Source organism: Romboutsia weinsteinii (genome assembly GCF_002250835.2).
Lineage (GTDB): Bacteria > Bacillota > Clostridia > Peptostreptococcales > Peptostreptococcaceae > Romboutsia_A > Romboutsia_A weinsteinii.
Genome location: NZ_NOJY02000005.1, coordinates 16,175 through 42,125, shown reverse-complemented (window position 1 = coordinate 42,125; position 25,951 = coordinate 16,175). Strand labels below are relative to the sequence as shown.

Annotated in this window: 27 protein-coding genes; 3 read left to right on the top strand and 24 right to left on the bottom strand. The window is 31.8% G+C overall.

Annotation, left to right across the window (positions count from 1 at the left end; translation table 11 throughout):
- Positions 1-49: 49 nt before the first annotated feature.
- Genes CHL78_RS04010 through CHL78_RS03970 form a run of 9 tightly spaced genes read right to left on the bottom strand, consistent with a single transcriptional unit; the run spans position 50 to position 8,868 of the window.
- Positions 50-415, bottom strand: coding sequence for a biotin/lipoyl-containing protein (locus tag CHL78_RS04010; RefSeq protein ID WP_199533984.1), 366 nt, complete (start codon positions 413-415; stop codon positions 50-52).
- A 15-nt stretch (positions 416-430) separates the two neighbouring features.
- Positions 431-811: an OadG family protein gene (locus tag CHL78_RS04005; protein WP_094366527.1), complete on the bottom strand. Its 381-nt coding sequence runs from the start codon at positions 809-811 to the stop codon at positions 431-433.
- Between the two features lie 14 nt (positions 812-825).
- Positions 826-2,373 carry a methylmalonyl-CoA decarboxylase subunit alpha gene (gene mmdA, locus CHL78_RS04000; protein ID WP_094366526.1) on the bottom strand — a complete coding sequence of 516 codons (1,548 nt, stop codon included), beginning with the start codon at positions 2,371-2,373 and terminating at the stop codon, positions 826-828.
- A gap of 17 nt (positions 2,374-2,390) precedes the next feature.
- Positions 2,391-2,801: a methylmalonyl-CoA epimerase gene (gene mce / locus CHL78_RS03995; protein WP_094366525.1), complete on the bottom strand. Its 411-nt coding sequence runs from the start codon at positions 2,799-2,801 to the stop codon at positions 2,391-2,393.
- A 14-nt stretch (positions 2,802-2,815) separates the two neighbouring features.
- A complete protein-coding gene (meaB, locus tag CHL78_RS03990; RefSeq protein ID WP_094366524.1) occupies positions 2,816-3,751 on the bottom strand; it encodes a methylmalonyl Co-A mutase-associated GTPase MeaB in 936 nt (311 codons plus the stop codon).
- A 25-nt stretch (positions 3,752-3,776) separates the two neighbouring features.
- Positions 3,777-4,172, bottom strand: a complete 396-nt coding sequence (locus CHL78_RS03985; RefSeq protein WP_094366523.1) for a cobalamin B12-binding domain-containing protein — start codon at positions 4,170-4,172, stop codon at positions 3,777-3,779.
- Between the two features lie 40 nt (positions 4,173-4,212).
- Positions 4,213-5,877, bottom strand: coding sequence for an acyl-CoA mutase large subunit family protein (locus CHL78_RS03980; RefSeq protein WP_330408574.1), 1,665 nt, complete (start codon positions 5,875-5,877; stop codon positions 4,213-4,215).
- A 53-nt stretch (positions 5,878-5,930) separates the two neighbouring features.
- Positions 5,931-7,442 carry an acetyl-CoA hydrolase/transferase family protein gene (locus CHL78_RS03975; RefSeq protein WP_094366823.1) on the bottom strand — a complete coding sequence of 504 codons (1,512 nt, stop codon included), beginning with the start codon at positions 7,440-7,442 and terminating at the stop codon, positions 5,931-5,933.
- A 49-nt stretch (positions 7,443-7,491) separates the two neighbouring features.
- Positions 7,492-8,868: an aspartate-alanine antiporter-like transporter gene (locus CHL78_RS03970; protein WP_094366521.1), complete on the bottom strand. Its 1,377-nt coding sequence runs from the start codon at positions 8,866-8,868 to the stop codon at positions 7,492-7,494.
- Positions 8,869-9,028: 160 nt separating this feature from the next.
- Here CHL78_RS03970 and CHL78_RS03965 point away from each other — a divergent pair, with 160 nt between their 5' ends.
- Positions 9,029-9,898 (top strand): LysR family transcriptional regulator, encoded by an 870-nt coding sequence (locus tag CHL78_RS03965; protein WP_094366520.1) that lies wholly within the window; start codon positions 9,029-9,031, stop codon positions 9,896-9,898.
- A gap of 190 nt (positions 9,899-10,088) precedes the next feature.
- On the opposite strand, the gene fabF is transcribed toward CHL78_RS03965, so the two are convergent.
- The 11 genes from fabF to CHL78_RS03910 form a co-directional block, all read right to left on the bottom strand.
- Positions 10,089-11,324: a beta-ketoacyl-ACP synthase II gene (gene fabF, locus CHL78_RS03960; RefSeq protein WP_094366519.1), complete on the bottom strand. Its 1,236-nt coding sequence runs from the start codon at positions 11,322-11,324 to the stop codon at positions 10,089-10,091.
- Between the two features lie 13 nt (positions 11,325-11,337).
- Positions 11,338-11,562 (bottom strand): acyl carrier protein, encoded by a 225-nt coding sequence (acpP, locus tag CHL78_RS03955; protein ID WP_094366518.1) that lies wholly within the window; start codon positions 11,560-11,562, stop codon positions 11,338-11,340.
- A 111-nt stretch (positions 11,563-11,673) separates the two neighbouring features.
- Positions 11,674-12,423 carry a 3-oxoacyl-[acyl-carrier-protein] reductase gene (gene fabG / locus CHL78_RS03950; protein WP_094366517.1) on the bottom strand — a complete coding sequence of 250 codons (750 nt, stop codon included), beginning with the start codon at positions 12,421-12,423 and terminating at the stop codon, positions 11,674-11,676.
- A complete protein-coding gene (fabD, locus tag CHL78_RS03945) occupies positions 12,423-13,373 on the bottom strand; it encodes an ACP S-malonyltransferase (RefSeq protein ID WP_094366516.1) in 951 nt (316 codons plus the stop codon). The genes fabG and fabD overlap by 1 nt, the downstream gene beginning before the upstream one ends.
- A 10-nt stretch (positions 13,374-13,383) precedes the next feature.
- On the bottom strand, positions 13,384-14,316 hold the full coding sequence (gene fabK, locus CHL78_RS03940; protein WP_094366515.1) for an enoyl-[acyl-carrier-protein] reductase FabK: 933 nt from the start codon (positions 14,314-14,316) through the stop codon (positions 13,384-13,386).
- Positions 14,317-14,326: 10 nt separating this feature from the next.
- Positions 14,327-15,313 carry a beta-ketoacyl-ACP synthase III gene (locus tag CHL78_RS03935; RefSeq protein ID WP_094366514.1) on the bottom strand — a complete coding sequence of 329 codons (987 nt, stop codon included), beginning with the start codon at positions 15,311-15,313 and terminating at the stop codon, positions 14,327-14,329.
- 25 nt (positions 15,314-15,338) lie between these two features.
- The gene (gene plsX, locus CHL78_RS03930) at positions 15,339-16,358 is read right to left on the bottom strand and encodes a phosphate acyltransferase PlsX (RefSeq protein ID WP_094366513.1); all 1,020 of its coding nucleotides are present in this window, start codon (positions 16,356-16,358) and stop codon (positions 15,339-15,341) included.
- An 11-nt stretch (positions 16,359-16,369) separates the two neighbouring features.
- The gene (gene fapR, locus CHL78_RS03925) at positions 16,370-16,927 is read right to left on the bottom strand and encodes a transcription factor FapR (protein WP_094366512.1); all 558 of its coding nucleotides are present in this window, start codon (positions 16,925-16,927) and stop codon (positions 16,370-16,372) included.
- A gap of 158 nt (positions 16,928-17,085) precedes the next feature.
- Positions 17,086-17,262, bottom strand: coding sequence for a 50S ribosomal protein L32 (gene rpmF / locus CHL78_RS03920; protein ID WP_094366511.1), 177 nt, complete (start codon positions 17,260-17,262; stop codon positions 17,086-17,088).
- 13 nt (positions 17,263-17,275) lie between these two features.
- On the bottom strand, positions 17,276-17,806 hold the full coding sequence (locus CHL78_RS03915) for a YceD family protein (RefSeq protein WP_094366510.1): 531 nt from the start codon (positions 17,804-17,806) through the stop codon (positions 17,276-17,278).
- A gap of 164 nt (positions 17,807-17,970) precedes the next feature.
- Positions 17,971-19,170, bottom strand: coding sequence for an acetate/propionate family kinase (locus CHL78_RS03910; RefSeq protein ID WP_094366509.1), 1,200 nt, complete (start codon positions 19,168-19,170; stop codon positions 17,971-17,973).
- Positions 19,171-19,531: 361 nt separating this feature from the next.
- Here CHL78_RS03910 and CHL78_RS03905 point away from each other — a divergent pair, with 361 nt between their 5' ends.
- Both CHL78_RS03905 and ylbJ read left to right on the top strand, forming a co-directional pair.
- On the top strand, positions 19,532-20,806 hold the full coding sequence (locus CHL78_RS03905) for a nucleotidyltransferase (protein WP_094366508.1): 1,275 nt from the start codon (positions 19,532-19,534) through the stop codon (positions 20,804-20,806).
- Positions 20,807-20,965: 159 nt separating this feature from the next.
- Entirely contained in the window at positions 20,966-22,174 is a 1,209-nt protein-coding gene (gene ylbJ, locus CHL78_RS03900) for a sporulation integral membrane protein YlbJ (RefSeq protein ID WP_094366507.1), read from the top strand.
- Positions 22,175-22,239: 65 nt separating this feature from the next.
- On the opposite strand, the gene CHL78_RS03895 is transcribed toward ylbJ, so the two are convergent.
- The 4 genes from CHL78_RS03895 to recG are packed head-to-tail and all read right to left on the bottom strand — an operon-like array spanning position 22,240 to position 25,919.
- Complete coding sequence (locus CHL78_RS03895; RefSeq protein ID WP_094366506.1) at positions 22,240-22,764, bottom strand: hypothetical protein; 525 nt, start codon at positions 22,762-22,764, stop codon at positions 22,240-22,242.
- Between the two features lie 2 nt (positions 22,765-22,766).
- Positions 22,767-23,264, bottom strand: a complete 498-nt coding sequence (gene coaD / locus CHL78_RS03890) for a pantetheine-phosphate adenylyltransferase (RefSeq protein ID WP_094366505.1) — start codon at positions 23,262-23,264, stop codon at positions 22,767-22,769.
- 2 nt (positions 23,265-23,266) lie between these two features.
- A complete protein-coding gene (gene rsmD, locus CHL78_RS03885) occupies positions 23,267-23,821 on the bottom strand; it encodes a 16S rRNA (guanine(966)-N(2))-methyltransferase RsmD (protein ID WP_094366504.1) in 555 nt (184 codons plus the stop codon).
- Between the two features lie 37 nt (positions 23,822-23,858).
- A complete protein-coding gene (recG, locus tag CHL78_RS03880) occupies positions 23,859-25,919 on the bottom strand; it encodes an ATP-dependent DNA helicase RecG (RefSeq protein WP_094366503.1) in 2,061 nt (686 codons plus the stop codon).
- Positions 25,920-25,951: the final 32 nt, after the last annotated feature.

Genomic DNA, 25,951 nt, shown 5'->3' with positions numbered 1-25,951 from the left:
TCTATTATAACTTCTCCCACGGGTTTTTCCCCCTTTTAAACGTATTTACTTATCCTAATGTAACTAATAAATCTCCTGAACTTACAGATGCACCTTTAGATACATTTACTGAACTTACTTTTCCATCAGATGGCGCCATAATCTCATTTTCCATTTTCATAGCTTCAAGTATCACAAGCACCTGACCTTTTTTGACATCTTGACCAACACTTACCTTTACATCACTTATTGTTCCCGGCATAGGAGCTACAATACCTCCACCTTTAGGAGAAGATGGAGCCTTTTGCTTTTGTACCTTTGGTTGAATATTTTTTGATACTTGAGGTCTTTCAACCGAAGCTGTACTTGCACCTAATTCTTCAACTTCAACTTCATAAGTGCTACCATTAACTGTAATATTATATTTTTTTATCATTTTAGTCCCCCCGTTTTATACTTCTATATTAGATGTCTTTTCCCAGTTGCTTTGTATATTATTAGTTCTAGTAATTCTTCTTACAATAATATTATTTAGACTTGATGCCATAATAGCTGCTGTTATTACTGACACTAACTCATCTACATCATCTTCTTCACTAATATCTTCATTTTTTTCAATATCTGATATATTACTTATTGTAGATTCAGTGTTTACATTTTCCTCTTTAGGAGTTGCATTTATTATTTTTATAATATACATTATTAGAACTAGTATTAGAAATACTATTCCCATAGCTAATACTGCCGTAGCGCATCCTCCTAATAGCTTTTCTCCCACGCTCATAGAATCAATATTCGTTTTTAAATTTTGAAGCAATTCACTTATACTCATTATTTATCACCTTCCTATAAAGGTATATTGCCATGTTTTTTAAATGGTCTGCTTTCTCTTTTTGAAGATAGCATATCAAAAGCATCAGCTAACCTTATTCTTGTTAATGACGGTTCAATTACATCATCTACAAAACCTCTTTCTGCTGCTTTATATGGAGTAGCAAACTCACTTGTATATTCTTCTATCTTTTCAGCTCTTACTTTTCCTGGTTCAGAAGCTTCTTTTATATCCTTCTTAAATATTATATTTGCAGCTCCCTGTGGTCCCATAACTGCAACTTCTGCTGTTGGCCAAGCTAAAACAATATCAGCCCCTAAATCTTTTGAGCACATTGCAAGATAAGATCCTCCATAAGCTTTCCTAGTTATTAGTGTTACTTTAGGAACTGTTGCTTCACTATATGCATAAAGCATCTTTGCACCATGTCTTATTATTCCACCATATTCTTGACCTGTGCCTGGTAAAAATCCAGGTACATCAACCAAACTTAGTATTGGTATATTAAACGCATCACAAGTTCTTATGAACCTTGCAGCTTTATCTGATGCATTTATATCTAAGCTACCTGCCATTATATTAGGCTGATTTGCAATTATACCTATACTTTCTCCATTTATTCTTGCAAATCCAGTTATTATATTTTGTGCAAAATGCGGTTGGACTTCATGTAAATCTCCATTATCTATAATTCTATATATTACATCTTTCATATCATAAGCTTTATTTGATCCCTCAGGTATTATATCATTTAATTCATCTAAGGCTATATTTGGTGAATCCTCACATTCTACTATAGGTGCTTTTTCTGCATTATTAGAAGGTAAGAAACTTAATAATTTTCTTATTTGCTCTATACAATCTTGATCGTTATCTGCCATAAAATGAGCAACTCCTGAAGTTGTATTATGAGTAGATGCCCCACCTAGCTCTTCAGCCGACACATCTTCACCTGTGACTGTTTTTATAACTTGCGGCCCAGTTATAAACATCTGACTTGTTTGATCTACCATATATATAAAGTCCGTAAGTGCTGGTGAGTAAACAGCTCCACCTGCACAAGGCCCCATTATAGCTGATATTTGAGGAATAACACCTGATGCTATGGTATTTTTATAGAATATTATTCCATATCCTGCAAGAGCATCTACCGCCTCTTGTATCCTAGCTCCACCAGAGTCGTTAAGTCCAACTACAGGAGCTCCCATCTTTATAGCTAAATCCATTATTTTTGCGATTTTTTTAGCATGCATTTCTCCAAGTGATCCTCCAAGTACTGTGAAGTCTTGTGCATGTGCATATACTAGCCTTCCATCAACTTTTCCATATCCACAAACAACACCTTCACCCGGAGCTTCTTGTTTTTCCATACCAAAGTTTGTACATCTATGCTTAACAAATGCATCAATTTCAACAAAAGTATTTTCATCAAATAATAAACCTAATCTTTCTCTTGATGTAAGCTTACCTGATTTATGTTGCTTATCTATTCTCTTTTGTCCTCCTCCTAGTTCTATAGATTCTCTATTTTTTTTAAGTAAGTTTAATTTTTCTACAGACATCTCTATCCCCCCAAGTCTTATTTTCTTTCACTTAGTTCTATAAGTATTCCATTGGTACTTTTTGGGTGGCAAAATGCTATACTTGCATTTCCTGCACCATATCTTGGCTTTTCATCTATCATTTTATATCCCTTAGATTTAATTTCTTCTATTGCATCTTCTATATTATCAACCCTTAATGCAATATGTTGTATTCCACCTCTGCCACCATTTTTTTCTATAAATTTAGCTATCGGACCATCTTCACTTGTAGACTCTAAAAGCTCTAGCTCAGTATCTCCAACTGGTAAGAATCCAACTCTAACTTTTTGGTCATTTACTACTTCACTTCCTTGGCATTTTAATCCAAGTACATCTTCATAAAATTTTAATGCTTCATCTAAATTAACAACAGCTATACCTATATGATCTACATTTTTTATATCCATCTTAAGATCCCCCTTTATTTAGTAATACTTTTATATATTTTTTCCCCTATTGTATATGGGTCTATTTCATTTGTTATAGTTTTTATAAGCAATTTATCTACATCTTGAGTTGCTTCAATACTATTAACTAATTTTTCTATCTTTCTATGAACAATTTCTTTTATCTCTAATTTATTTCTTTCTAACCTTTTCGAGTAAATTTTTTCACTTTTATATAAGTAATCTTTATGCTTTAATATATCATCGAATGCAGTCTCTATCCCTTCTCCAGACTCTGATATAACTAAGCTTACAGGTGGTCTAAATTCCCAATCTTTTTTAAAATCAAGCATCATATCTATTTCTATAGAGGTTTTTTTAGCTCCATCTTTATCTGCCTTATTTACTACAAATACATCTGCTATTTCCATAACACCAGCTTTGATAGCTTGGATATCATCTCCAAGACCAGGTACCATAACCATAACCGTAGTATCCGCAGTTTTTACAATATCTACTTCTGACTGACCAACTCCAACTGTTTCTATAAATATGTAGTCACAACCATATGCATCAAAAACTTTTATAGCTGCTTGAGTTGCATTAGAAAGACCTCCTAGGCTACCTCTTGTGCCCATAGAACGAATAAATACATTTTTATCAACACTTAGATCATTCATTCTTATTCTATCTCCAAGTATTGCACCTTTAGTAAATGGACTAGTTGGATCTATCGCAATTATTCCAACCTTTTTATTATGAGTTCTTAAGAGTTTAACAATTTTATCTGTAAAAGTAGATTTCCCTGCACCAGGAGGACCTGTTATACCTATAACATAAGCCTTCCCAGTGTATTTATATATTTCCTTTAGTAGGTCCTCGTATCCCTCAACTTCATTTTCAATCATAGTAATAAGTCTTGCACAAGCTCTTTTATTTCCTTTTAAAAGCTCATCTATAAGATTTTCCATATAATCACTCCTAAGTGCTAAATGCTTATTTTTTAAGGTTGGCTTTTATAAATTCAATAGTTACAGAGGTTGGTGTTCCTGGAGTAAATATCTCAGCTACACCACTTTCTTTTAGATAAGGTATATCTTCTTCTGGTATTACTCCTCCTCCTATTACTAATACATCATCATAAGCACCTTCTGCTTTAAGAAGTTCAACCACCTTTGGAAGTAAGTGATTATGAGCACCTGATAAAATACTCATGGCTACTACATCCACATCTTCCTGAATTACCGCTTGAACTATTTGCTCTGGCGTTTGTCTAAGACCTGTATATATAACCTCCATACCAGCATCTCTAAGTGCTCTAGCTATAACTTTTGCACCTCTATCGTGACCGTCAAGACCTGGTTTTGCAACTAATACTCTTATAGGTTTCATTGTATTTCCCCCTTAATACCTCTATTTAAAAGTTGTTAACTTATATCATTACAGTTTGCTTGTATTCACCAAATTCTGCTCTCATAACTCCGCAAACTTCTCCCAATGTAGCATAATTTTCTACTGCCTCTAATATATATGGCATTACATTTTTATCACTATTGCAAGCATTTCTAAGTTTTTCTAAGGCTATTTTTACTTTTTCATTATCTCTTTTTGCTTTTAATGATTCTATCTTTTCCTTTTGTCTTTCACCTACAGATGGGTCAACTCTTAATAATCCCTTAGGTGCTTCTTCTTCTATTTTGAATTTATTAACACCAACTATTACTCTTTCATTATTTTCAATTTCCTTTTGATATTTATAAGCACTATCCATTATTTCTTGCTGAATATACCCTTTTTCGATTGCTTGAGGTGCTCCACCTAACTCATCTATCTTACTTATTAAATCAAGAGCTTCTTTTTCTATTTTATTAGTTAAACTTTCTATATAATAAGAACCAGCAAGTGGATCTATACTATCAGCCACTCCACTTTCATATCCAACTATTTGTTGTGTTCTAAGTGCAACTCTTACTGAATCTTCTGTTGGTAACGCTAGAGCTTCATCTTTTGAGTTAGTATGAAGTGATTGAGTTCCTCCAAGTACTGCAGCCAATGTTTGTATTGCAACTCTTACAATATTATTTTCTGGTTGTTGTGCAGTTAAAGTACATCCAGCTGTTTGAGTGTGGAATTTAAGTGCCCAAGATTTTGGATTTTCTGCTTTAAATCTATTTTTCATAGTATTTGCCCATATTCTTCTTGCAGCTCTAAATTTAGCAACTTCTTCAAGAAGATTATTGTGAGCATTGAAGAAAAATGATAGCCTCGGAGCAAAATCATCAACATGAAGACCTGCCTCTAGAGCTGCATTTACATATGCAATACCATCTGCTAGTGTAAATGCTACCTCTTCAATTGCATTAGCTCCTGCTTCTCTTATATGGTAACCAGATATACTTATTGTGTTCCACTTAGGTACATTCTTAGAGCAATAATCAAATATATCAGTTATAAGCCTCATAGATGGCCCAACTGGGAATATATATGTTCCTCTTGCTACATATTCTTTTAATATATCATTTTGTATAGTTCCTCTTAATTTATCAGGTGTAACACCTTGTTTTTTTGCAACAGCAATATACATCGCCAGTAAAACTGATGCAGGTGCATTTATAGTCATTGATGTTGATACCTTATCTAGAGGTATTCCATCAAATAATATTTCCATATCTGCAAGCGAATCTATTGCAACTCCAACTTTACCTACTTCTCCTTCTGCTATTGAATCATTTGAGTCATATCCCATTTGAGTAGGTAAGTCAAATGCAACAGATAATCCCATCGATCCCTGATCTATTAAAAATTTGTATCTCTGATTTGATTCCTCAGCAGTTGCAAATCCAGCATACATTCTCATTGTCCATAATTTACCTCTATACATAGTTGGCTGTACCCCTCTTGTATAAGGAAACTGACCTGGATATCCTAAATCATTTTCATAGTCTATTTCAGCATCTAAAGGAGTATATAATCTTTTTACTTCCTCTCCTGTATCAAACTTAAATTCTTCTTTTCTTTCTGGAAATTTAGCTAAAACTTTACCAACATTACCTTCTTCCCATTTTTTAAAAGATTGATCGATTGTTTTTTTCTCCATCATATTTCCCCCTTAACCATTTTGTTAAAATAGTACTTTTATATAATTAAAATTTATTTAGCTTCCTCTAACTTCCCTTTTTTCATTGTTCCTGTTCTTAAGAATCTATCATGCCATGAAAGGGCCTCACTAAGTATATGAGGTGTATGTTTATACTTGCCTTCTTGGGCTCTATTTAAATAATCAATTAATTCTTCTTTGTAATCCGGATGTGCACAGTTTTCTATTATGCATCTTGCTCTTTCTTTTGGAGATAGGCCTCTGAGATCTGCAACTCCTTGCTCAGTTACTATAACCATTACATCATGTTCAGTATGGTCATGGTGGCTTACCATAGGCACTATGCTAGATATGTCTCCTCCTTTTGCTATAGACTCCGTTGTGAATATTGTAATATATCCATTTCTTGCAAAATCCCCAGATCCACCTATTCCATTCATAATTCTACTGCCCATAATATTTGTAGAATTTACATTTCCATATATATCTACTTCTATCGCTGTATTTATAGCGATTACACCCAATCTTCTTGCAACTTCTGGGCTATTACTTATTTCCTGTGGTCTTAAAATCAATTTATTTTTATAATAATTAATATCTTTATAAAATTCGTCTAGTCTGTCTGGTGAAATTGTAATAGATGTGCCTGATGCTAACTTAACCTTACCTGATTTGATTAAATCTATAACCGAATCTTGTATAACCTCTGAATATACAACCAAGTCTTTAAATTTAGAATTTTCTAGTCCTGATAGTATAGCATTAGCTACACTTCCGACTCCTGACTGTAGAGGTAGTAGATTTATTGGTAATCTTTTTTCTTCTACTTCTTTTTCTAAAAACTGTATAAGATTTTGAGCCATTTTCTTAGATACTTCATCTACTGGTGCAACAGCTCTTGTTTTATCTTTTATATCAGTAAATACAATAGCTGATATCTTATCTAAATCACATTTTATATAAGGCACACCTATCCTATCATCTGGGTTTATTAGAGGAATAATATCTCTGTTTGGAGGATTTTTGATATCATATATATCATGTATTCCTTCCAGTTCTATCGGCTGAGAACTATTTATTTCAATAATAATCTTATCTGCCATTTCTACAAATACGTTTGAGTTGCCAATAGAAGTTGATGGTACAATGTACCCTTCTTCTGTAATACTCACGGCTTCAATAAGAGCAATATCTACCTTACCTAAAAAACCATATTTTACCCACTGTGCAGTATGGCTTAAATGCATGTCAGAATATTGAACTTTATTATTATTTATAGCATTTCTCATTTCTGCAGTTGTCTGATATGGGTATCTCCTCTTTATTATATTCGCCTCAGTCAAAGCTCCATCTAGCTCCGGTCCAACCGAAGCCCCTGTTATTAAAGTCAACCCTATACTCTCGCCATTCTTTGCTCTTTGAGCTAATGCAAGCGGAACTGCCTTTGGATAACCAGATGGTGTAAATCCACTTGTTCCAACGATCATATCATCCTTAAATAGCATAGCTGCTTGTTCAGGAGTCATTACTTTATTTTTTAATTTTTTACATTTTAATCTTTCCATAAATATCAAATATCCCCCTAAATATTTATAAAAATTTCTACTACTTATACTACATAGGTAACTTATGAAGCATAATTGTGAATATCACCATTCCCAGTAGTGCAAATGGATATGTTGCCCCATAGCCAGCTGCTGGATCATCACTACCGGCTGCTTCAATTGCAGCTCCAAGTCCAGGTGTTGATGTCATCCCACCACATATTGCACCTGATAACATTAACCAATTTATTTTAAGTACATATCTTCCTATTAAAAATCCTATCATCATACCTACAACACCAACTACTAAAGAAATAACAGCTAGGTATATTCCTGATCCTACCAAAGCATCTATTGCTTTATATCCATATCTTAGTCCAACAATCGCTAGGAAAAATACTAAAGAAACGTCTCTTATTACTCCAAGAATTTTTCCATCCATTCTAAATTTAATTTTTCCTATTTGTCCAATATAACCTACAATTAGTGAACCGATTAATACTCCTCCCGTTGATCCTAAACTAAAATATCCTATTAAAGGTAAATATATATTTACATTTCCTATTAAGTAACCAAATGTGCATGCTATTATAAATCCTAACATATCAAATTTTGCTTCTTCTATCTCTTTAATTTTAATTGTTCTTTTAGCTTCTTCTAATTCTTTCCTATAATTTATTCTTTCTTTCTCTACATCAATTTTGAATATTGTTGGGAAGAAATTAACTGCTAGTATTACTATGAATACACCAAAAGGGTAACCTATTGCATGCCCTGCTCCTATACTAGCTTCAGCATTAGTTATAAATTGATTTTTAATATCGTCTGTTATTTTGAAATCCTCAACATTTTTCGGTATATCGTTTTCCTTAATTCCTGCCATTTTCAGAAACTTTATTTTTTCATCTGCACTCATGCTGCCATACTCTATAGTTTTCTCTGTAGCATGCCCTTTAGCTGTCTCTATTGCTGCAGCAAGACCTGGAGAGCTAGTTAAAGCTCCTGTATAAACTCCAGACACCTCATATTCATTAGAATCCTCACTAAAGAAAGTGGCTGCATATGTTGCTGCTGCACTTGTAAATGTTATAATTATTCCTAATAGTACAAACTTGGCACCATATTTTTTCAATACAATTCCCATATCTTTTGCTGCAAGTAGTCCAACTGCAGCAACAAATAAAATTAAAAACATATCAAAGAAATTACTTGATACTACACCTGTACTCAGTAAGCTTTCTGCAGCCTTAAATCCACTGCTACTTGGATCTACCCCTGATGCATATCTAAATGCTATCCACCCAATTACGAGACCTGTAAATAAGGCTCCAGAGATTCCAAAGCTAAACTTCCCAAACCTTATCTTTCCAAATGCAAGCCCTGTTATAATTGCTAGGAACATAAGTATGTATGGACTTAGAAATACTTCTGCAAAATTAAATTGCATAACATCCCCCCTCATATAATCTTTATAATCCCTTATCGTTTCCATGACATTTTGTCTTTTCTCTTTTATTGTACCGTTGCCTATACCCGTTTGTATAATATATAATAGTATATAAGTATATATATATTAGTATATAAGAGTATATTTAGGGGGTAATATAATGGAGTTATTACACTTAAGATATTTTTTGACAGTAGCAAAAACTGAACATATAACTAAAGCTTCAAAGGAATTAAGAATATCCCAACCTTCATTAAGTAAAATTATTTCTTCTCTTGAAAAAGAGCTAGAAATAGAATTATTTGATAGAAAGGGTAAATCTATAGAGTTAAATAGTAATGGTAGATTCTTCTATGATAAAGTTAGTGAAACTTTAAATATGCTAGATAGTTCTATAGTTGAATTAAAAGATAAACAATTCAATTTTAACAAAGAAATAAAGATTTTAGCTTTAGCTGCATCTACAATCATAACTGAAATTTTGATTAAATTTAGAGAGTTATATCCAGACATAAAATTCGACTTAACCCAATCTGTTTCCGATCATACAATTAATACTGCTAATTACGATCTAATCATATACTCATCAGGAACTACAAGTGTAGTAGGAAATTCTATTGACTTGCTAGAAGAAGATATTTTACTAGCTATACCATTTAATCATATTTTAGCATCAAAAAATTCTGTAAATCTATCAGAAGTGTCTAGTCAAAAGTTTATTTGTCTTGGTCAAGGTGGTTTAAAGAATATAACTGATTCACTTTGTGAGGAGTCTGGATTTATACCCAGTATTGTATTTGAGAGCAATAATCCATCAACGGTTAGAGATTTGATAGCATTTGGACAAGGGGTTAGCTTTATTCCAGGTAAAACGTGGAGATTCCATACGCATAAACGTATAAAGCTTTTAAAAATAAATTCACCTAACTGTAGAAGAACTGTGCGATTATATCATAAAGAATCTAAAAACACTTCTAATCATATCTTACTATTTAAAAAATTTTTAATTGATTACTTCCAAAACCTGTAACTCTCAATAACATTAATAATCTCTTCTTCCTTATTCTAATAATACATATTTTTAGATAAATATATGTATTATTAGAATAAGGAGTTTGGGTTTAATAATACATTTCTTTTAACTTAGTAATTGCAAACATAAAAAAACACAGAATATGTATATATCCTGTGTTGAATCTTAAAGCTATAAAATTTATATATTAGTATTTTTTTAATACAATAGTAGCATTATGACCGCCAAACCCTAATGAGTTTGACATAGCATATCTAACTTCTCTTTCTCTACCATTGTCTAATACATAGTCTAAATCTAACTCTTCATCTACATTTTGTACATTTATTGTAGGAGGTACAAAGTTTTCGTTTACACTCATAGCACATACAATAGCTTCTATTGCTCCTGCTGCTCCTAGTAAATGCCCTGTCATAGATTTAGTAGAAGAGACACATAAGTCGTATGCACCTTCTTTGAATATATTTTTTATTGCTTGAGTCTCTAATCTATCATTGTATGGAGTGGAAGTTCCATGAGCATTTATATAGTCTACTTCATCTAATGGTACATTTCCATCATTTAAAGCCATTTGCATTGCTCTAGTTGCTCCTTCACCATTTTCAGCTGGAGTAGTCATATGGTAAGCATCTGCCGTCATCCCATATCCAACTACTTCTGCATATATCTTAGCTCCTCTAGATAAAGCATGATCTAAGTCTTCTAAGATTACTACACCTGATCCTTCACCCATAACAAATCCATCTCTATCCTTATCAAATGGACGTGATGCTGTTTTAGGATCATGATTTCTAGTAGACATTGCCTTCATATTACAGAATCCTGCGAAAGAAAGTGGTGTAACACCCGCTTCACTCCCTCCAGCAACCATAATCTTAGCATCTCCTCTTTGGATAACCTTATAAGCATCTCCTATTGAGTGAGTTCCTGATGCACATGCCGTACATACATTAGTGTTAGGTCCCTTAGCACCTAAGAATATTGAAACTTGACCTGCTGCCATATTTCCTATCATCATAGGTACTAAGAATGGGCTTACTCTTTTATTTCCTTTTTCCATTAGAACTTTATGTTGTTCTTCCATAGTTCCAACTCCACCTATACCTGAACCTATTATAACACCCATTTGATCTCTATCTATACTGTCTAAATCTAGGTTCGCATCTTCTACAGCCATCTTTGCAGATGCTATAGCGTATTGAGTGAACCTATCTATTCTTTTTACTTCTTTTTTACTTATATAATCCTCAGGGTTAAAGTTTTTTACTTCTCCTGCAACTTGACTTTGGAAGCTACTTGCATCAAATCTAGTTACTTTGTCTATTCCACAAACTCCAGATTTTATGCTGTTCCAAAATTCATTTTTCCCTATTCCTACAGGCGTTACACACCCAAGTCCTGTTACAACAACTCTCTTTTTCATAGAGCTACCTCCACTATTTATTAGCTTCTATATATTTTACTATATCTCCGATTGATCCAAACTTTTCAGCTTCAGTATCTGGTATTTCTATTGAGAATTCATCTTCAAGTGCCATTATTATTTCTACAGCATCTAATGAATCTGCTTCTAAATCCTTCATTAAAGAAGTCTCCATTGTTATTTCCTTATCTTCTACTCCTAATTGATCCTTTATTATTTCTACAACTTTATTAAACATGTTATATCCTCCTAAGTTTTATTTTTTTAATTTTTAAATAATTTTTTCTAATAATTTTTATTAATTTATTTACATCTACTAATTTACTCCTAGTAGTTAAATATTAACTTATTATTGCATCACCATTCCACCATCTACATTTATAACCTGACCTGTTACATAGTTTGACATGTCGCTAGCTAAAAATGCAACTACATTTGCAACATCTTCTGGCTTTCCAAAAGTATTTTTAGGTATATTAGTAAGCATTGATGATTTTATATCATCATTTAATACGCTTGTCATATCTGTATCTATAAATCCTGGAGCAATAGCATTGATGTTAATATTTCTTGATGCTAATTCTCTTGCACTAGACTTTGTGAATCCTATTACACCGGCCTTTGATGCACAGTAATTTGCTTGGCCTGGATTTCCTATAATTCCAACTACTGATGCCATATTTATTATCTTTCCATATCTCTTCTTCATCATAGGCTTTATTACTGATTTAGTGCAGTTAAATACGCCTTTTAAATTTATATCAATTACCTTATCAAAATCTTCCTCTTTCATTCTCATAAGAAGAGTATCTCTTGTTATTCCTGCATTATTTACAAGTATATCAATTTGATTAAATTCCTCTAAAGCTCTTTCTATCATTTCATTTACTTCATTAGATTTAGATACATCACATTTTATAGTAATGCATTTTACACCAAATTCTTCAATTTCTTTTTTAGTATTTAGAGCTTCTTCTTCTCTAGATGTATAATTTATAACTAAATTAGCTCCAAGAGATGCAAGCTTTTTAGCTACTTCTTTTCCTATACCTCTAGAACCTCCAGTAACTATAGCTACTTTATTATTAAAATTTATCATTATATTTCTCCATCTCTATAAGTTCTCGCAAATTCATTTAGTGAATCTATTCCGTCTATGTTATAGATATTAACACTAGCACTTTTCTTCGATGATATTTTCTTTATAAATCCTTTTAAAGTATTTCCTGGACCAACTTCTATAAATGTATCATATCCTTCATTTAAAAGTTTCTCTATAGAATCTTCCCAAAGTACAGATGAACTAACTTGCTTTACAAGTAAATCCTTACCTGAATTCTCATAATAATTTGCATTTACATTTGAGACTACATGTACTTTTGGTTTATTTATATTTACTCTTTCTAGCTCTTTAGATAGTTTTATTCCAGCACCTTCTAGCATTGAAGAGTGAAAAGGTCCACTAACATTTAACTTTACTGCTCTTTTAGCACCTTTTTCTTTACACTTTGCAATAGCTTCATCTATTTTAGACGCTTCTCCTGATATTACAATCTGACCTGGAGAATTGTAATTTGCTACCTCTATAATACCATCATTGATACTATCTATCGCTTCATTAACAAGATCCCTATCTAATCCAAGAACAGCCGCCATCGCACCTTCTCCAACAGGAACTGTATCTTGCATGAATCTACCTCTTTTTTTAACTAAACTCACTGCATCTTCAAATTCCATTGCATCAGCAGCAACTAGTGCACTGTATTCTCCCAAAGATAGCCCTAAACATGCATCATAGTTTAAATCCACTTCATTTTTTATAGCTTCTAATACAGCTATACTATGAGTTAATATAGCGGGCTGAGTATTCTCAGTTTTAGATAGTTCTTCATTGCTTCCTTCAAACATAATAGTTTTTAAGTCCATATCAAGAGCATTACAAGCATTATCAATTACACACTTTGCAACTTGGTTATTTTCATATATATCTTTAGCCATCCCTACATACTGAGCACCTTGACCTGGAAATACCAACGCTACCTTTCCCATACAATACCTCCTAGTTTAGTTCTATATTTGGCATAATTTCTTTTGCCTGATTTATCATATCTTCTATTATATACTTACAAGGCTTTATATCCTTTATGATAGCTGCAATCTGACCTGCCATAAAAGAACCTTTTTCTATATCTCCATCTATAGTTGCAAGTCTTAAAGATCCGATTCCCTTTTCATCAAGTAATGCAGGATCTGCACCTTTTTTTTCTAAATCTAAAATCTCTTTAGCCAGTTTATTCTTTAGAGTTCTTACTGGATGACCAGTACTTCTACCAGTAACTATTGCATCTCTATCCTTTGACTTTAATACTAAATTTTTATAGTTCTCATGTACGCTACATTCTTCACTGCATATAAATCTAGTACCCACTTGGAAACCAGTAGCCCCTAGTGCAAAAGCCGCAACTATACCTCTACCATCTCCTATTCCTCCTGCTGCTATTACAGGTATTTTTACTGCATCTGCAACTTGAGGAGTTAGTACCATAGTAGTTAATTCACCTATATGACCGCCAGCTTCTGTACCTTCTACTATTACCGCATCTGCACCTAACTTCTCCATACGTTGAGCTAAAGCTACAGTTGGTACTACTGGTATTATTTTAGTTCCTACTTCTTTTAATCTATCTATATACTTAGCAGGGTTTCCTGCACCTGTAGTTATTACTTCTATTTTTTCTTCTATAATTAATTCAATAATATCTTCTACAAAAGGAGATAAAAGCATGACATTTACACCAAAAGGATTATCTGTTAACTCCTTACACTTCTTTATTTGTTCCTTTATTACTTCTTTTGGAGCATTTCCTGCTGCAATTATTCCTAGTCCACCAGCATTTGAAACTGCACTAGCTAAACTAGCATCAGCTACCCATGCCATTCCACCTTGAATTATAGGATACTTTATATTTAATATATTACAAATTGTATTCATTTCTTCCTCCTTATAAGCTCCACTGTATTACACAAGCGCCCCAAGTTAATCCTCCGCCAAAACCAACTAGCACTACATTGTCACCTTTATTTATTTTACCTTCTCTATATGCTTCATCCAATGCCACCGGTATAGATGCTGCAGACATATTTCCATATCTATGTAAGTTTATATACACTTTGTCCATAGGTAATTTTAGTCTTCTAGCTGATGCTTCAATTATCCTTATGTTAGCTTGGTGTGGTATAAGGTAGTCTATATTTTCTTTATTTAAGTTAGCAGCTTCTATTGCCTTTAAAGATGCCTCACCCATTATTCTTACTGCAAATTTATATACATCATTTCCTGCCATATGAATTGCATGTAAATTATTTTCAACAGTATGAATACTTGCTGGTTGCTTAGAACCTCCAGCTGGTATACTTAAGAAGTCTTTTCCTTTTCCATCAGATCCTAAGTGTGTAGATAAAATACCACCGCTACTTACATTCCCTATTACTACTGCTCCTGCTCCATCACCAAATAATATCGATGTAGATCTATCATTGTAGTCTAAAGCCCTTGAAAGGGTCTCTGAGCCTATCACAAGTACATTCTTATACATTTCATTCTCTACAAATTGTTTTGCAATTGTAATACCGTATATAAATCCAGAGCAAGCTGCTGATATATCAAACGCCGCAGCATTTGTTGCTCCTATTTTTTCTTGTACTAAGCAGGCCGTTGATGGAAATACCATATCCGGTGTAGCTGTAGCCACTATAATCAAATCTATATCTTCAGGTTTTAAATTTGCACATTCTATTGCTTTTAATGCTGAATTACTTGCTAAATCTGAAGTAGTTTCTTCATCGCTAGCTACTCTTCTTTCACTAATTCCTGTTCTAGTTTTTATCCACTCGTCACTTGTATCCATTATCTTTTCAAAGTGGAAGTTATCTAAAACTTTAGTAGGTAAATAACTTCCAACTCCTAAAATACCAGCCTTAATGTTCATATATTATTAAACCTCCAAAATAAGCTTACTCTTTTTCATCCTCAACTTTACTTTCAAAGTTTTTTACAAATTCTTTTATATCTTCTACAACATTACCTTCAGCAAATTTTATTCCTTGATTTATAGCATTTTTTATAGCCTTTGAGTTTGAACTTCCATGAGCTTTTATAACTCCTCCATTAACACCTAAAAGTGGAGCGCCTCCATATTCTGCATAATCCATAAAGCTTTTTAGCTGTCTTAAATCATCTTTTATAAACATAGCTCCTATTTTTCCTTTAGTGCTAGATAAAAGAGTTTCTTTAATAAGTTTCATAACAGACATTGCTACACCCTCTGCAGATTTTAATAACATGTTTCCAGTAAATCCATCACATACTATTATATCTGTATAAGCATTTATAACATCTCTTGCTTCCATATTTCCTATGAAGTTTAAATCTAAGTTTTTAAGTTCTTCATAAGCCTTTTTAGTTAAATCATTTCCTTTGCCTTCTTCTGTTCCTATATTAGCTAGGGCTAACTTAGGACTTTCCATATCTAGTACTTTTTTAGCATAAATATTGCTCATTGCCGCAAATTCAACTAGATTTCTAGGCTTACAGTCTACATTAGCTCCTCCATCTGCAATAAGAGTCATACCACGAGCCACATTAGGTATTACAGGGCATAAACAAGGTCTATCTATACCTTTTATTCTTCCAACTACAAATAATCCTCCTGCAAGTAATGCTCCAGTGCTCCCTGCCGATACAATAGCACTAGCCTTCCCTTGCTTTACAAGATTAAGTGCAACCACCATAGAAGAATCCTTTTTACTTCTTATAGCCTTTACTGGTTTATCTTCATTCTCTATAATTTCAGTAGTATGAACTATTTCTAACTTACTTCTGTCAAATTCATAATTAGAAAATTCATTTTCCAATAATTCTTTGTCACCAGTTATTATTAGTTCTACTCCATATTCTTTAATCGCTTTTACTGCACCCTCTACATTTGATCTTGGTGCATTATCTCCACCCATACCATCTATTACTATTTTCATTGCTTATCCTCCTAGTCTAATTCCTCAAATACGAATTTCCCTCTAAATATTTGTTCTTGAGCTTTATTATTAATTATAACCTTTACATAATGCTTTTTATCTATAGTTTTATAGATTTCAGCTTTAGCTATAAGTCTATCTTTCTTTTCTATAAGTTTAAAGCTCTTAATATTTGCAACTCTCATAATTACCTTTGGCGCATCTATTATTGCCATAGCTAATGAGTCTGCTAGAGAAAATATATACGTATCTCTTAGTGTATTAGTCTTAGAGTAAATCATCTCTTCAGTAATTTCCAGCATAGATATACCTAGTTGTCCTACAGATAAATCTATGATTTCTCCTGTGATCTCTTTTACCCCTAAAGTCTTAACCTTTGAGCTTTGAGTCTCTGCTATTGATTTAACCCTTTCTCTTAACTCAGGTATATTTAAGGTCATCCTATCTAGCCTCACAGTTTGTATACTTACACCAAATAAATCGGCTATTTCTTCATCTGTATAGAAAGGATCGGCCTTTAACATTTCAACAAGTTCTTCTTGTCTTTGGGCCTTGCTTTTCTTTTTCATATTACCTCCAGGTTTTTATAGCTGTATTTAGTACCAGCTACTAATAGTAGTGTATAATACTTTTATAAACTTTTCAATACTTATATTTTTATTTTTTTATTTTTTTTAATTTAATGCAAAAAAAACATGTAGATTGCTCTACATGTTTTTAGAAGTTATTACTCAGATACAACTTCTTTACCTTTATAATATCCACAATCTGGACATACTCTATGTGGTAATTTTGGCTCATGACATTGTGGGCAACTTACGAATCCTGTTGCTGCCATTTTTGAGTTAGCTGCTCTTCTCATTTTTGTTTTTGATTTAGATGTTTTACGCTTTGGTACTGCCATTTACGCCACCTCCTTAGTCATTTTTAAATATATCTTTTAATTTAGCAAAACGGGGATCTATAATCTCCTCGTCGTTCGCGATTTCACTACAAGAGCATTCTTCTTTATTTAAGTTTGCTCCGCAATCTTGACAAAGACCTTTGCACTCTTCTTTACATAAAATGCTTAGCGGCATATTGAAACCTATTGTTTGCTCTATTACTTTAACAAGATTTATTTCTTGATTATCGTAAATAAAAGCATCGTAGTCCTCAAAACTATCTTCGTCAAAATCTTCTTCTTTAACTAAAAAACCTTGTATAGAATATTCTATTGAAACTTCTACATTTTCTAAACATCTTGCACAATGGTCAAGAATTGTAAAATCAACATCTGCATTTAGGTATAAACCTTTATTAGTGTTTGAAATTTTACCATTTAGATTTAATGGAGAAATTAATTTATAATTCTCTTCACAATAATTAATAGTATCAATTTTTTGAGAAAAATTCAAGTCTAATTTGTCAATTTCTCGTCTATTTAATTTATCTAGACTAATTTTCATTAAGTTCACCTCAATATATCGCCAAATTTATTATACAAATCTCGCATTTGTTTGTCAAGTATTTTTACTTGATAGATAAATTTGCCTTTTTAGGACAAAACTTAAGGTAGGTTTTACCCTACCTTAAATATATTATAACCAACTATAATTATTTTAACTTATAATTATTTTTGTACTAACTTTAAAGTATCTCTAGCTATAACTAATTCTTCGTTAGTAGGTATTAATAATATCTTAACTTTAGAATCTTCAGTAGATATTACTCTTTCTTTTCCTCTAACCTTATTAGCTTCTGCATCTAACTTCATTCCTAAGAATTCCATGTTAGAAGCTATTTGAGCTCTCATATCTATACCATTTTCACCAACACCAGCAGTGAATACAACAGCGTCAACACCGTTCATTTCTGCAGCGTAAGATCCTATATATTTCTTAACTTTCTTAGCATATGCATCTAAAGCTATTTGAGCTTTTTCATCTCCCTTAGCAGCTGCACCTTCTATGTCTCTGAAGTCACTTGATATACCAGTCATACCGTATACTCCAGATTGCTTGTTCATTAAATCGCTTAATCCTTTAGCGTCTAATCCTTCTTTTTCCATTAAGAATGGTAATATAGCAGCATCTATATCTCCACATCTAGTTCCCATTATTAAACCTTCTAATGGAGTGAATCCCATAGAAGTATCTACACACTTACCACCATCAACAGCAGCTATAGAAGCTCCATTTCCTAAGTGACAAGTTATTATTTTTACATCTTCTATGTTCTTTCCTAACATTGCAGCAGCTCTTTGAGATACATAGTAGTGAGAAGTTCCGTGGAATCCGTATCTTCTTACACCGTACTTAGTGTATAACTCATGAGGTAAACCATAAAGGTATGATGATGCTGGCATTGTTTGATGGAAAGCAGTATCGAATACTCCTACCATTGGTACTCCTGGAAGTATAGCTTTACAAGCATCTATTCCCATTATGTTAGCTGGGTTATGAAGAGGAGCTAACTCTATACATTCTCTTAATGCAGCTTCTACTTCATCAGTTATTATAACTGAACCTGCGAACTTTTCACCACCGTGAACAACTCTGTGTCCTACAGCGTCTATTTCGCTCATTTCTTTAACTCCACCGTAAACAGAGTCCTTAACACCTTCTAATACTAATTTAATAGCATCTTCATGGTTTTTCATAGGTTGCTCAACTACAAGCTTACCTTCTACACCATCTTTTTCTTGCTTAAGTATAGATCCATCTATACCTATTCTTTCAACTAATCCTATACATAATACTTCTTCATTTGACATATCTATTAATTGATACTTTAATGAAGAACTACCACAGTTTAATACTAATATTTTCATTAGTATACCTCCTTAAAATTTTATCAATAATATGTAACAAGCCTATAAAGACTTTACTGACTACTTACAATATTGTATACATTAAACATTCCTTATTTAATATAACATCTTTCTATTTAAAAGTATATAGTCTTTATAATTTTTGCTGTAATTATTTATAATTGACTTAACATAGATTATTTTTCTCTTTTTGTTGTAATATTATAATATAATTACTTAAATTTATTGAATTTGAAATAAAGCCATATAATGGTATATAATTCTATTTATTAATTATTATACCTCTATTTTTAGACTTTTTTCTAATAGTTTATTTTTTAACTATCTTTTCAAATAATAATATATAAAAGGAGAATTTTTTATGAATATATTAGGATTAATTGTTGAATACAATCCTTTCCATAATGGTCATTTATACCATTTAAAAAAATCTAAAGAAGTAACAAAAGCAACTCATACTATAGCTATAATGAGTGGTAATTTCCTTCAAAGAGGTGAACCCGCTTTATTTGATAAATATACTCGTGCAAGAGCTGCTGTTGAAAATGGCGTAGATTTAGTAATAGAGCTTCCAACTATGTATGCTTGTCAAAGCGCAGAGATTTTCGCTCATGGGTCTATAGCTATGCTCAACTCTTTAAATTGTGTAGATTGTATTTGTTTTGGAAGTGAAGAAGGTTCAGTTGATATTCTCTCAACTATTTCAGATATACTAGTTAGAGAACCTCAAGAGTTCAGATCTTACTTAAAAAATTACTTAGATGATGGTGCACTCTTCCCTACTGCAAGAAGTTCAGCACTATTTGATTATATTAGTAATAATAATTTAATTGATATATCTAAAGAAAAGTTGCTTGATGTATTGAATTCATCTAATAATATTTTAGGAATAGAGTATATAAAAAGTATACTTAGATTAAAAAGTAATATAAAACCCTTTACTATTGCGAGAGTTCAATCTGAGTATAATTCCGAAGCCATAGAAAGTAGTATATGTTCAGCAACCGCTATTAGAAAATCATTAAAAGATAGTAGCGATATAAATACTATAAGTGATGTAGTTCCTCTAAATACATTTAATATTATCTCAGAAAAAATATCTACTAACTTTAATCCTATGTTTGATGAAATGTACTATAATATTTTAACTTCAACAATAGCTAGAGATGTTAATATATTAAACCAGTACTTTGATGTTAATGAAGGCATAGAGAATAAAATCTACCAAAGTATTTTTACTACTTCATCCCTTCTAGATTTACAACTATCAATTAAATCTAAGAGATATACTTTGACAAAAATTAAACGTATTCTTAACAATATTTTACTTGGCATAACTAAAGAAGATATGGAATCTGTTAAAACGATGAATTCTATGCCATATACAAGAATATTAGCCTTCAATGATAAAGGCAGAGAAATTTTAAAAAAAATAAAAATTAATTCTGATATACATATAGTAAATAAATTTTCAAATATATCATTCGCCATAAACGATGAAAATTTCAAAAAATTAATTGACTATGACGTAAAAGCTAGTAACATTTACAATTTAATTTATTACAGAAATAATAGAGATCTATTAAAAGGTCCAATGGATTTTTATATTTCACCAATATATATTAAACAGACTTAATATTGTAAAAGGTATACATCTAGGAAATAAATCTAGTTGTATACTTTTTTTATTGTAGCTATCATTATTTCCACAAAATAGCTTGTAACTCTTTTAATTCATATATTCTTTAATAGTTTAATATAATATCTTAACAATATTAAACTATTAGGTGGTGCTATGAAAAAAACTAAATTTATTACTTTCTTTATTCCAGTATTAATAGTAATGTTTTTAATATTTGGAGTAATTTTATTCCCTCAAAATTCTATAGAAGCAGGAAAAAAAGGATTGGATATATGGGTTAACATATTAATTCCATCACTATTGCCTTTTATAATAGGCGCTAATTTAGTTGTATCTTTGAAAATAGTAGACATAATCGGGTTTATTATAAACCCAATAACCCAGCTTATCTTTAATGTATCTGGAAAAGGCTCACTTGTATTTGTAATTTCTATGATATCTGGTTATCCTGTTGGAGCAAAGTTAGCATCTGAGCTTAGAAATGAAAATCAAATTTCTCAATTTGAGGCCCAACGTCTTATAGCTTTTTGTTCAACGTCTGGACCATTATTTATTATAGGGTCTGTAGCAGTAGGCATGTTTAAAGATAGTTCTTTAGGATACTTAATGCTTGTATGCCATTATCTAGGCGCTATATCAGTAGGATTATTATTTAGAAATTACGGTAAAGAAACACTTCAAAAAACAAAGTCTAATCTTGGAACTTGTGTGAGAACTGTTATAAATTCAAAAAATGAAAATAATGAGGGATTCTTCGTTTTATTTGGGAATGCAGTTTTTAGTGGAGTTAATACTCTCCTTTTAATCGGAGGATTTGTAATAATTTTTTCTGTTGTATTTGAGATACTTTCTTTGTTTAAAGTAATATCTTTAATGAGTAGTATACTTTATATTCCACTGTCCTTTATAGGTGTTTCAAAAGAACTATGCCAAGCTTTTATAAGCGGTTTATTTGAGATGACAATAGGATGTGCAAATATATCATTAGTTAATTCTTCATCTGAAGTTCTAAAAGTATCATTATCAAGCTTTCTAGTAGCTTTTAGTGGTCTATCAATCTTAGCTCAGTGTTGTACATTTATCGCTAAGACAGATTTAAGTACAAACCTATACATATTTAGTAAGCTTTTACACGGATTGTTTGCTGGTTTTTTTACATTCATACTTTACCCACTCTCAACATCTACAGCTTTAGTTTCCAATTTTTCAAATATATATGATACATTTTATGGAAATTCGCTTTGGGTTAGCTATGTGAATAATTATAAAACTATTCTGCCATTAATTGTTGTTTTTTATTTAATTTCCGCATTATACACTTTAAACAACTCTAAATCAAAAAAAATTGCAAGAAAAGTATAAGTCTTTAAATTCTAAAAAAGGTCTATAAAAATAATTTATTTTTATAGACCTTTTTATCGATTAATTTATTTATCGCGACTTAGCTCGTTTTTATCTCTAATAACCTCTTCTAATATGCATTTAATATTTTGTTCAACACTTGCAAGTACATCCTCTGCATACTCAATAGATCCCAATCTAATTTCTGTAGCTACTTTTTCAGCTTTAGAAACTATTTCATTAGCTTTCTCTTCTGCTAATGTAACTGGATCACTCGCTTCTACATAAGCCTTTACTACTTCTTCAGAATTTTTCTTTAATTCCTCTACGTTTTGAGCATATTCCTTTTGTATCCTATCAGCTTCTTTTTGAGCTTGAGATATTAACTCCTCTGCATCTTGCTTTGCCTGAGATATTATTTTATTTCTCTCTTTATTTATCCAAACAGCTTGAGTAACTTCTTCTGGAATAAGTGTCTTTATATCTCCTATTATCCTTAAAGCTTCTTGCTTATCAACACCACATTTGTGCGAGAAAGGAATTGAAGAACCATTTTGTAGCATACTCTCTAACTCTTCAAATAACTCAATCATTTCTAAATCTATCTTCACCTTTATTTCCCCCTATTAGTTTTTCTTTTTAATGCCTCTAATACTTCTTTTGGTACTAAGTTTTTTATATCTGCATCGAAAGTTAATACCTCTTTTATCAATGATGAACTTATAAATGAATACTTAGTTGTCGTAGGTAAAATTACAGTTTCTATGTTTGGGTTTAACTCTCTATTCATATGAGCCATCTGAAGTTCATACTCAACATCCGCCCCACTTCTTACACCTCTAACTAATGTATTTATTTCATGCTTTTCGCAGTAGTTTACTAGTAATCCCTCAAAGCTAACAACTTTTACATTATCTAAATGGCCTGTACATTGTTTTATTAACTCTACTCTTTCATCAAAAGTAAATAAACCTTTTTTATTTGGATTGTCAAGAACCCCTATTTGTAGTTCATCAAATATGTTTGAAGCTCTACAAATTATATCTAAATGTCCATTAGTAACAGGGTCAAAACTTCCTGCAAACATGGCTCTATGAATTTTTTGCTTCATAATTATGCCTCCATTTTATAAAATGTTAAGGTAGTGTTACCATATTTTTTAGACTTACTTTTTTCTAATCTTCCAATAGTTTCAGGGAATGAATCCTTAGTATCATGCTCTATAACTATTATTCCATCTTCTATTAATAAATCTGCTTGATCTATTTTCTCAAGAGCCGATATAAACATATCTTTATAATACGGTGGATCCATAAATATAACGTCGAACTTATCCTTCGTAGCTTGTATTTTAGTTATAGCGTCTTTAAAATCAGCATTTACTATCACACTTTCATTTTCAACTCTTGCTTTTTTTATATTAGATTTAACTATTTCTATACTATCCTTACTAATATCTACAAAAACACATTTTTGTGCTCCTCTAGATAAACACTCTATACCAAGTGATCCTGTCCCGGCAAATAAATCTAATATCTTACTATCCATTATGTATGAGTTTATTATATTAAATAAAGATTCCTTAACTCTATCAGTAGTTGGCCTTACATCATCATTTTTTGGAGCATTTAACTTTAACCCTCTTACTTTTCCTGAAATAACTCTCATGTTATATATCCTCTCTTTATTTTAGCATAAATTTAATTTAATTTAACGAAATTTCTCGAACTGCATACTCAAATTTATCTAAAATTTCCTTTTTCAACAATTTATTTTCAAAACCATTTAAATTATGATCTTCTCCCATAATATAGCGAGCCTCTTGTTGTGCTATCTTTAATATTTTCATATGCTTAAAAATATTAGCAATCTTAAGCTCTGGAAGTCCATGTTGCCTTGTTCCAAAGAATTCACCTGGTCCTCTAATTTCCAAATCTTTTTCAGATATTTTAAACCCATCATTAGTCTCTTCCATAATCGACATTCTCTGTCTACAGACCTCTGACTTAGATGCGTATATTAATATACAATAAGATTTATGACTTCCTCTTCCTACACGACCTCGAAGCTGGTGTAGCTGAGCTAATCCAAATCTCTCTGCATTTTCTATTATCATTAGTGTAGCATTTGGTACGTTTACACCAACTTCTATTACAGTTGTAGAAACTAATATATCTAGTTCTTTATTTTTAAAACTTTTCATAACTGCATCTTTTTCACTAGCCTTCATTTTCCCATGAAGTAAGCCGACCCTCAAATCACTGAAGTATTCTAACTTTAATTCTTCTACCAAGTCTACCGCAGCCTTTGCTTCTATTGCTTCGCTTTCTTCAACCAATGGACATACAATATATACCTGCCTACCTTGCTCGACCTCTTTTCGTACTAAGCTATTATAAGCTCTATCCCTTTTGCTTTTATCTACAGCAATAGTTTCTATTGGCTGCCTTCCTGGAGGAAGTTCATCTATTATAGATATATCTAAGTCTCCATAAAGTATAAGGGCCAATGTTCTCGGTATTGGCGTAGCCGTCATTACTAATATATCCGGATTATTTCCTTTTTCAGAAAGTTTACTTCTTTGTCTAACTCCAAATCTGTGCTGTTCATCAGTTATTACTAATCCTAATTTATCAAATTCAACTTTATCTTCAATCAGCGCATGAGTTCCTATAAGTATATCCACCTCATGATTTTTTACTCTTTCCAAAACAGCTTCTTTTTTCTTTTTAGTCAAGCTTCCAACTAAAAGTTCTACTCTCATTCCAAAATCCTTCAAGGTGTCTGTCAGCGATATATAGTGTTGCTCTGCTAATATCTCTGTAGGAGCCATTAAAGCCCCCTGATAGCCGTTTAAAACACAATCAGCAAGTGCTAGTAGTGCAACTACAGTTTTACCACTCCCAACGTCTCCTTGAACCAACCTATTCATAACCTTGTTATTTTGCATATCATCTATAATTTCATTTAATGCTCTATTTTGTGCATTAGTTAGTTTAAAAGGAAGTGAGCCTAATACATCTTTTAATTTTTCATTTTCCTTAAATTTTATCCCATCTGATTCAGTTATACCATTTTTAAACATAAAAAGTCCAAGCTGTAAAATTAAAAACTCCTCAAATACAATCCTATATAATGCAATTTTAAGCGCGTCTTTACTACTTGGGTTGTGTATATTTTTTACCGCATATTCGATACTACATAGTTTATATTTTTCTACTATTCTTTGAGGCATATACTCTTTTATTTTCAGTTCTTCATTAGAAAGTACAGATTTAATTATACTTATGATTTCTTTATTTGTTACACCATATGTAAGTGGATATATAGGCATAACTTTACAAGTATTCTTTGGAGCATTAGTAAGGTGCTCAACCTCACAAGATGTCATTTCAATATTCTTATAATTCTTCTTAACCTTACCAAAGACTAGTATTGTATCACCTGATCTAAATGTATTTTTTACATACTCTTGATTAAAAAAAACAAGCTTTGCATAGCCAGTTTCATCTCGCACATCAACCTTAGTAATATTCATACCTTTTCTCGGGCTAGTGGTCTCAACTCCTACTATTACAGCCTTTATTGTAGCCTTATCTTCATTTTCTAATTGTATAATTTTTTTTAGATTGTTTCTATCCTCATACTGCCTTGGAAAATAAAATATTAAATCTTTTAATGTGAATATTCCTAATTTATTTAGTTTGTAAGCTTTTTTAGGTCCTATACCTTTTACATATTGTATATCTTTATTTATATCAATCATAATCATCACCTATTATGTAAAATTTCACTTCG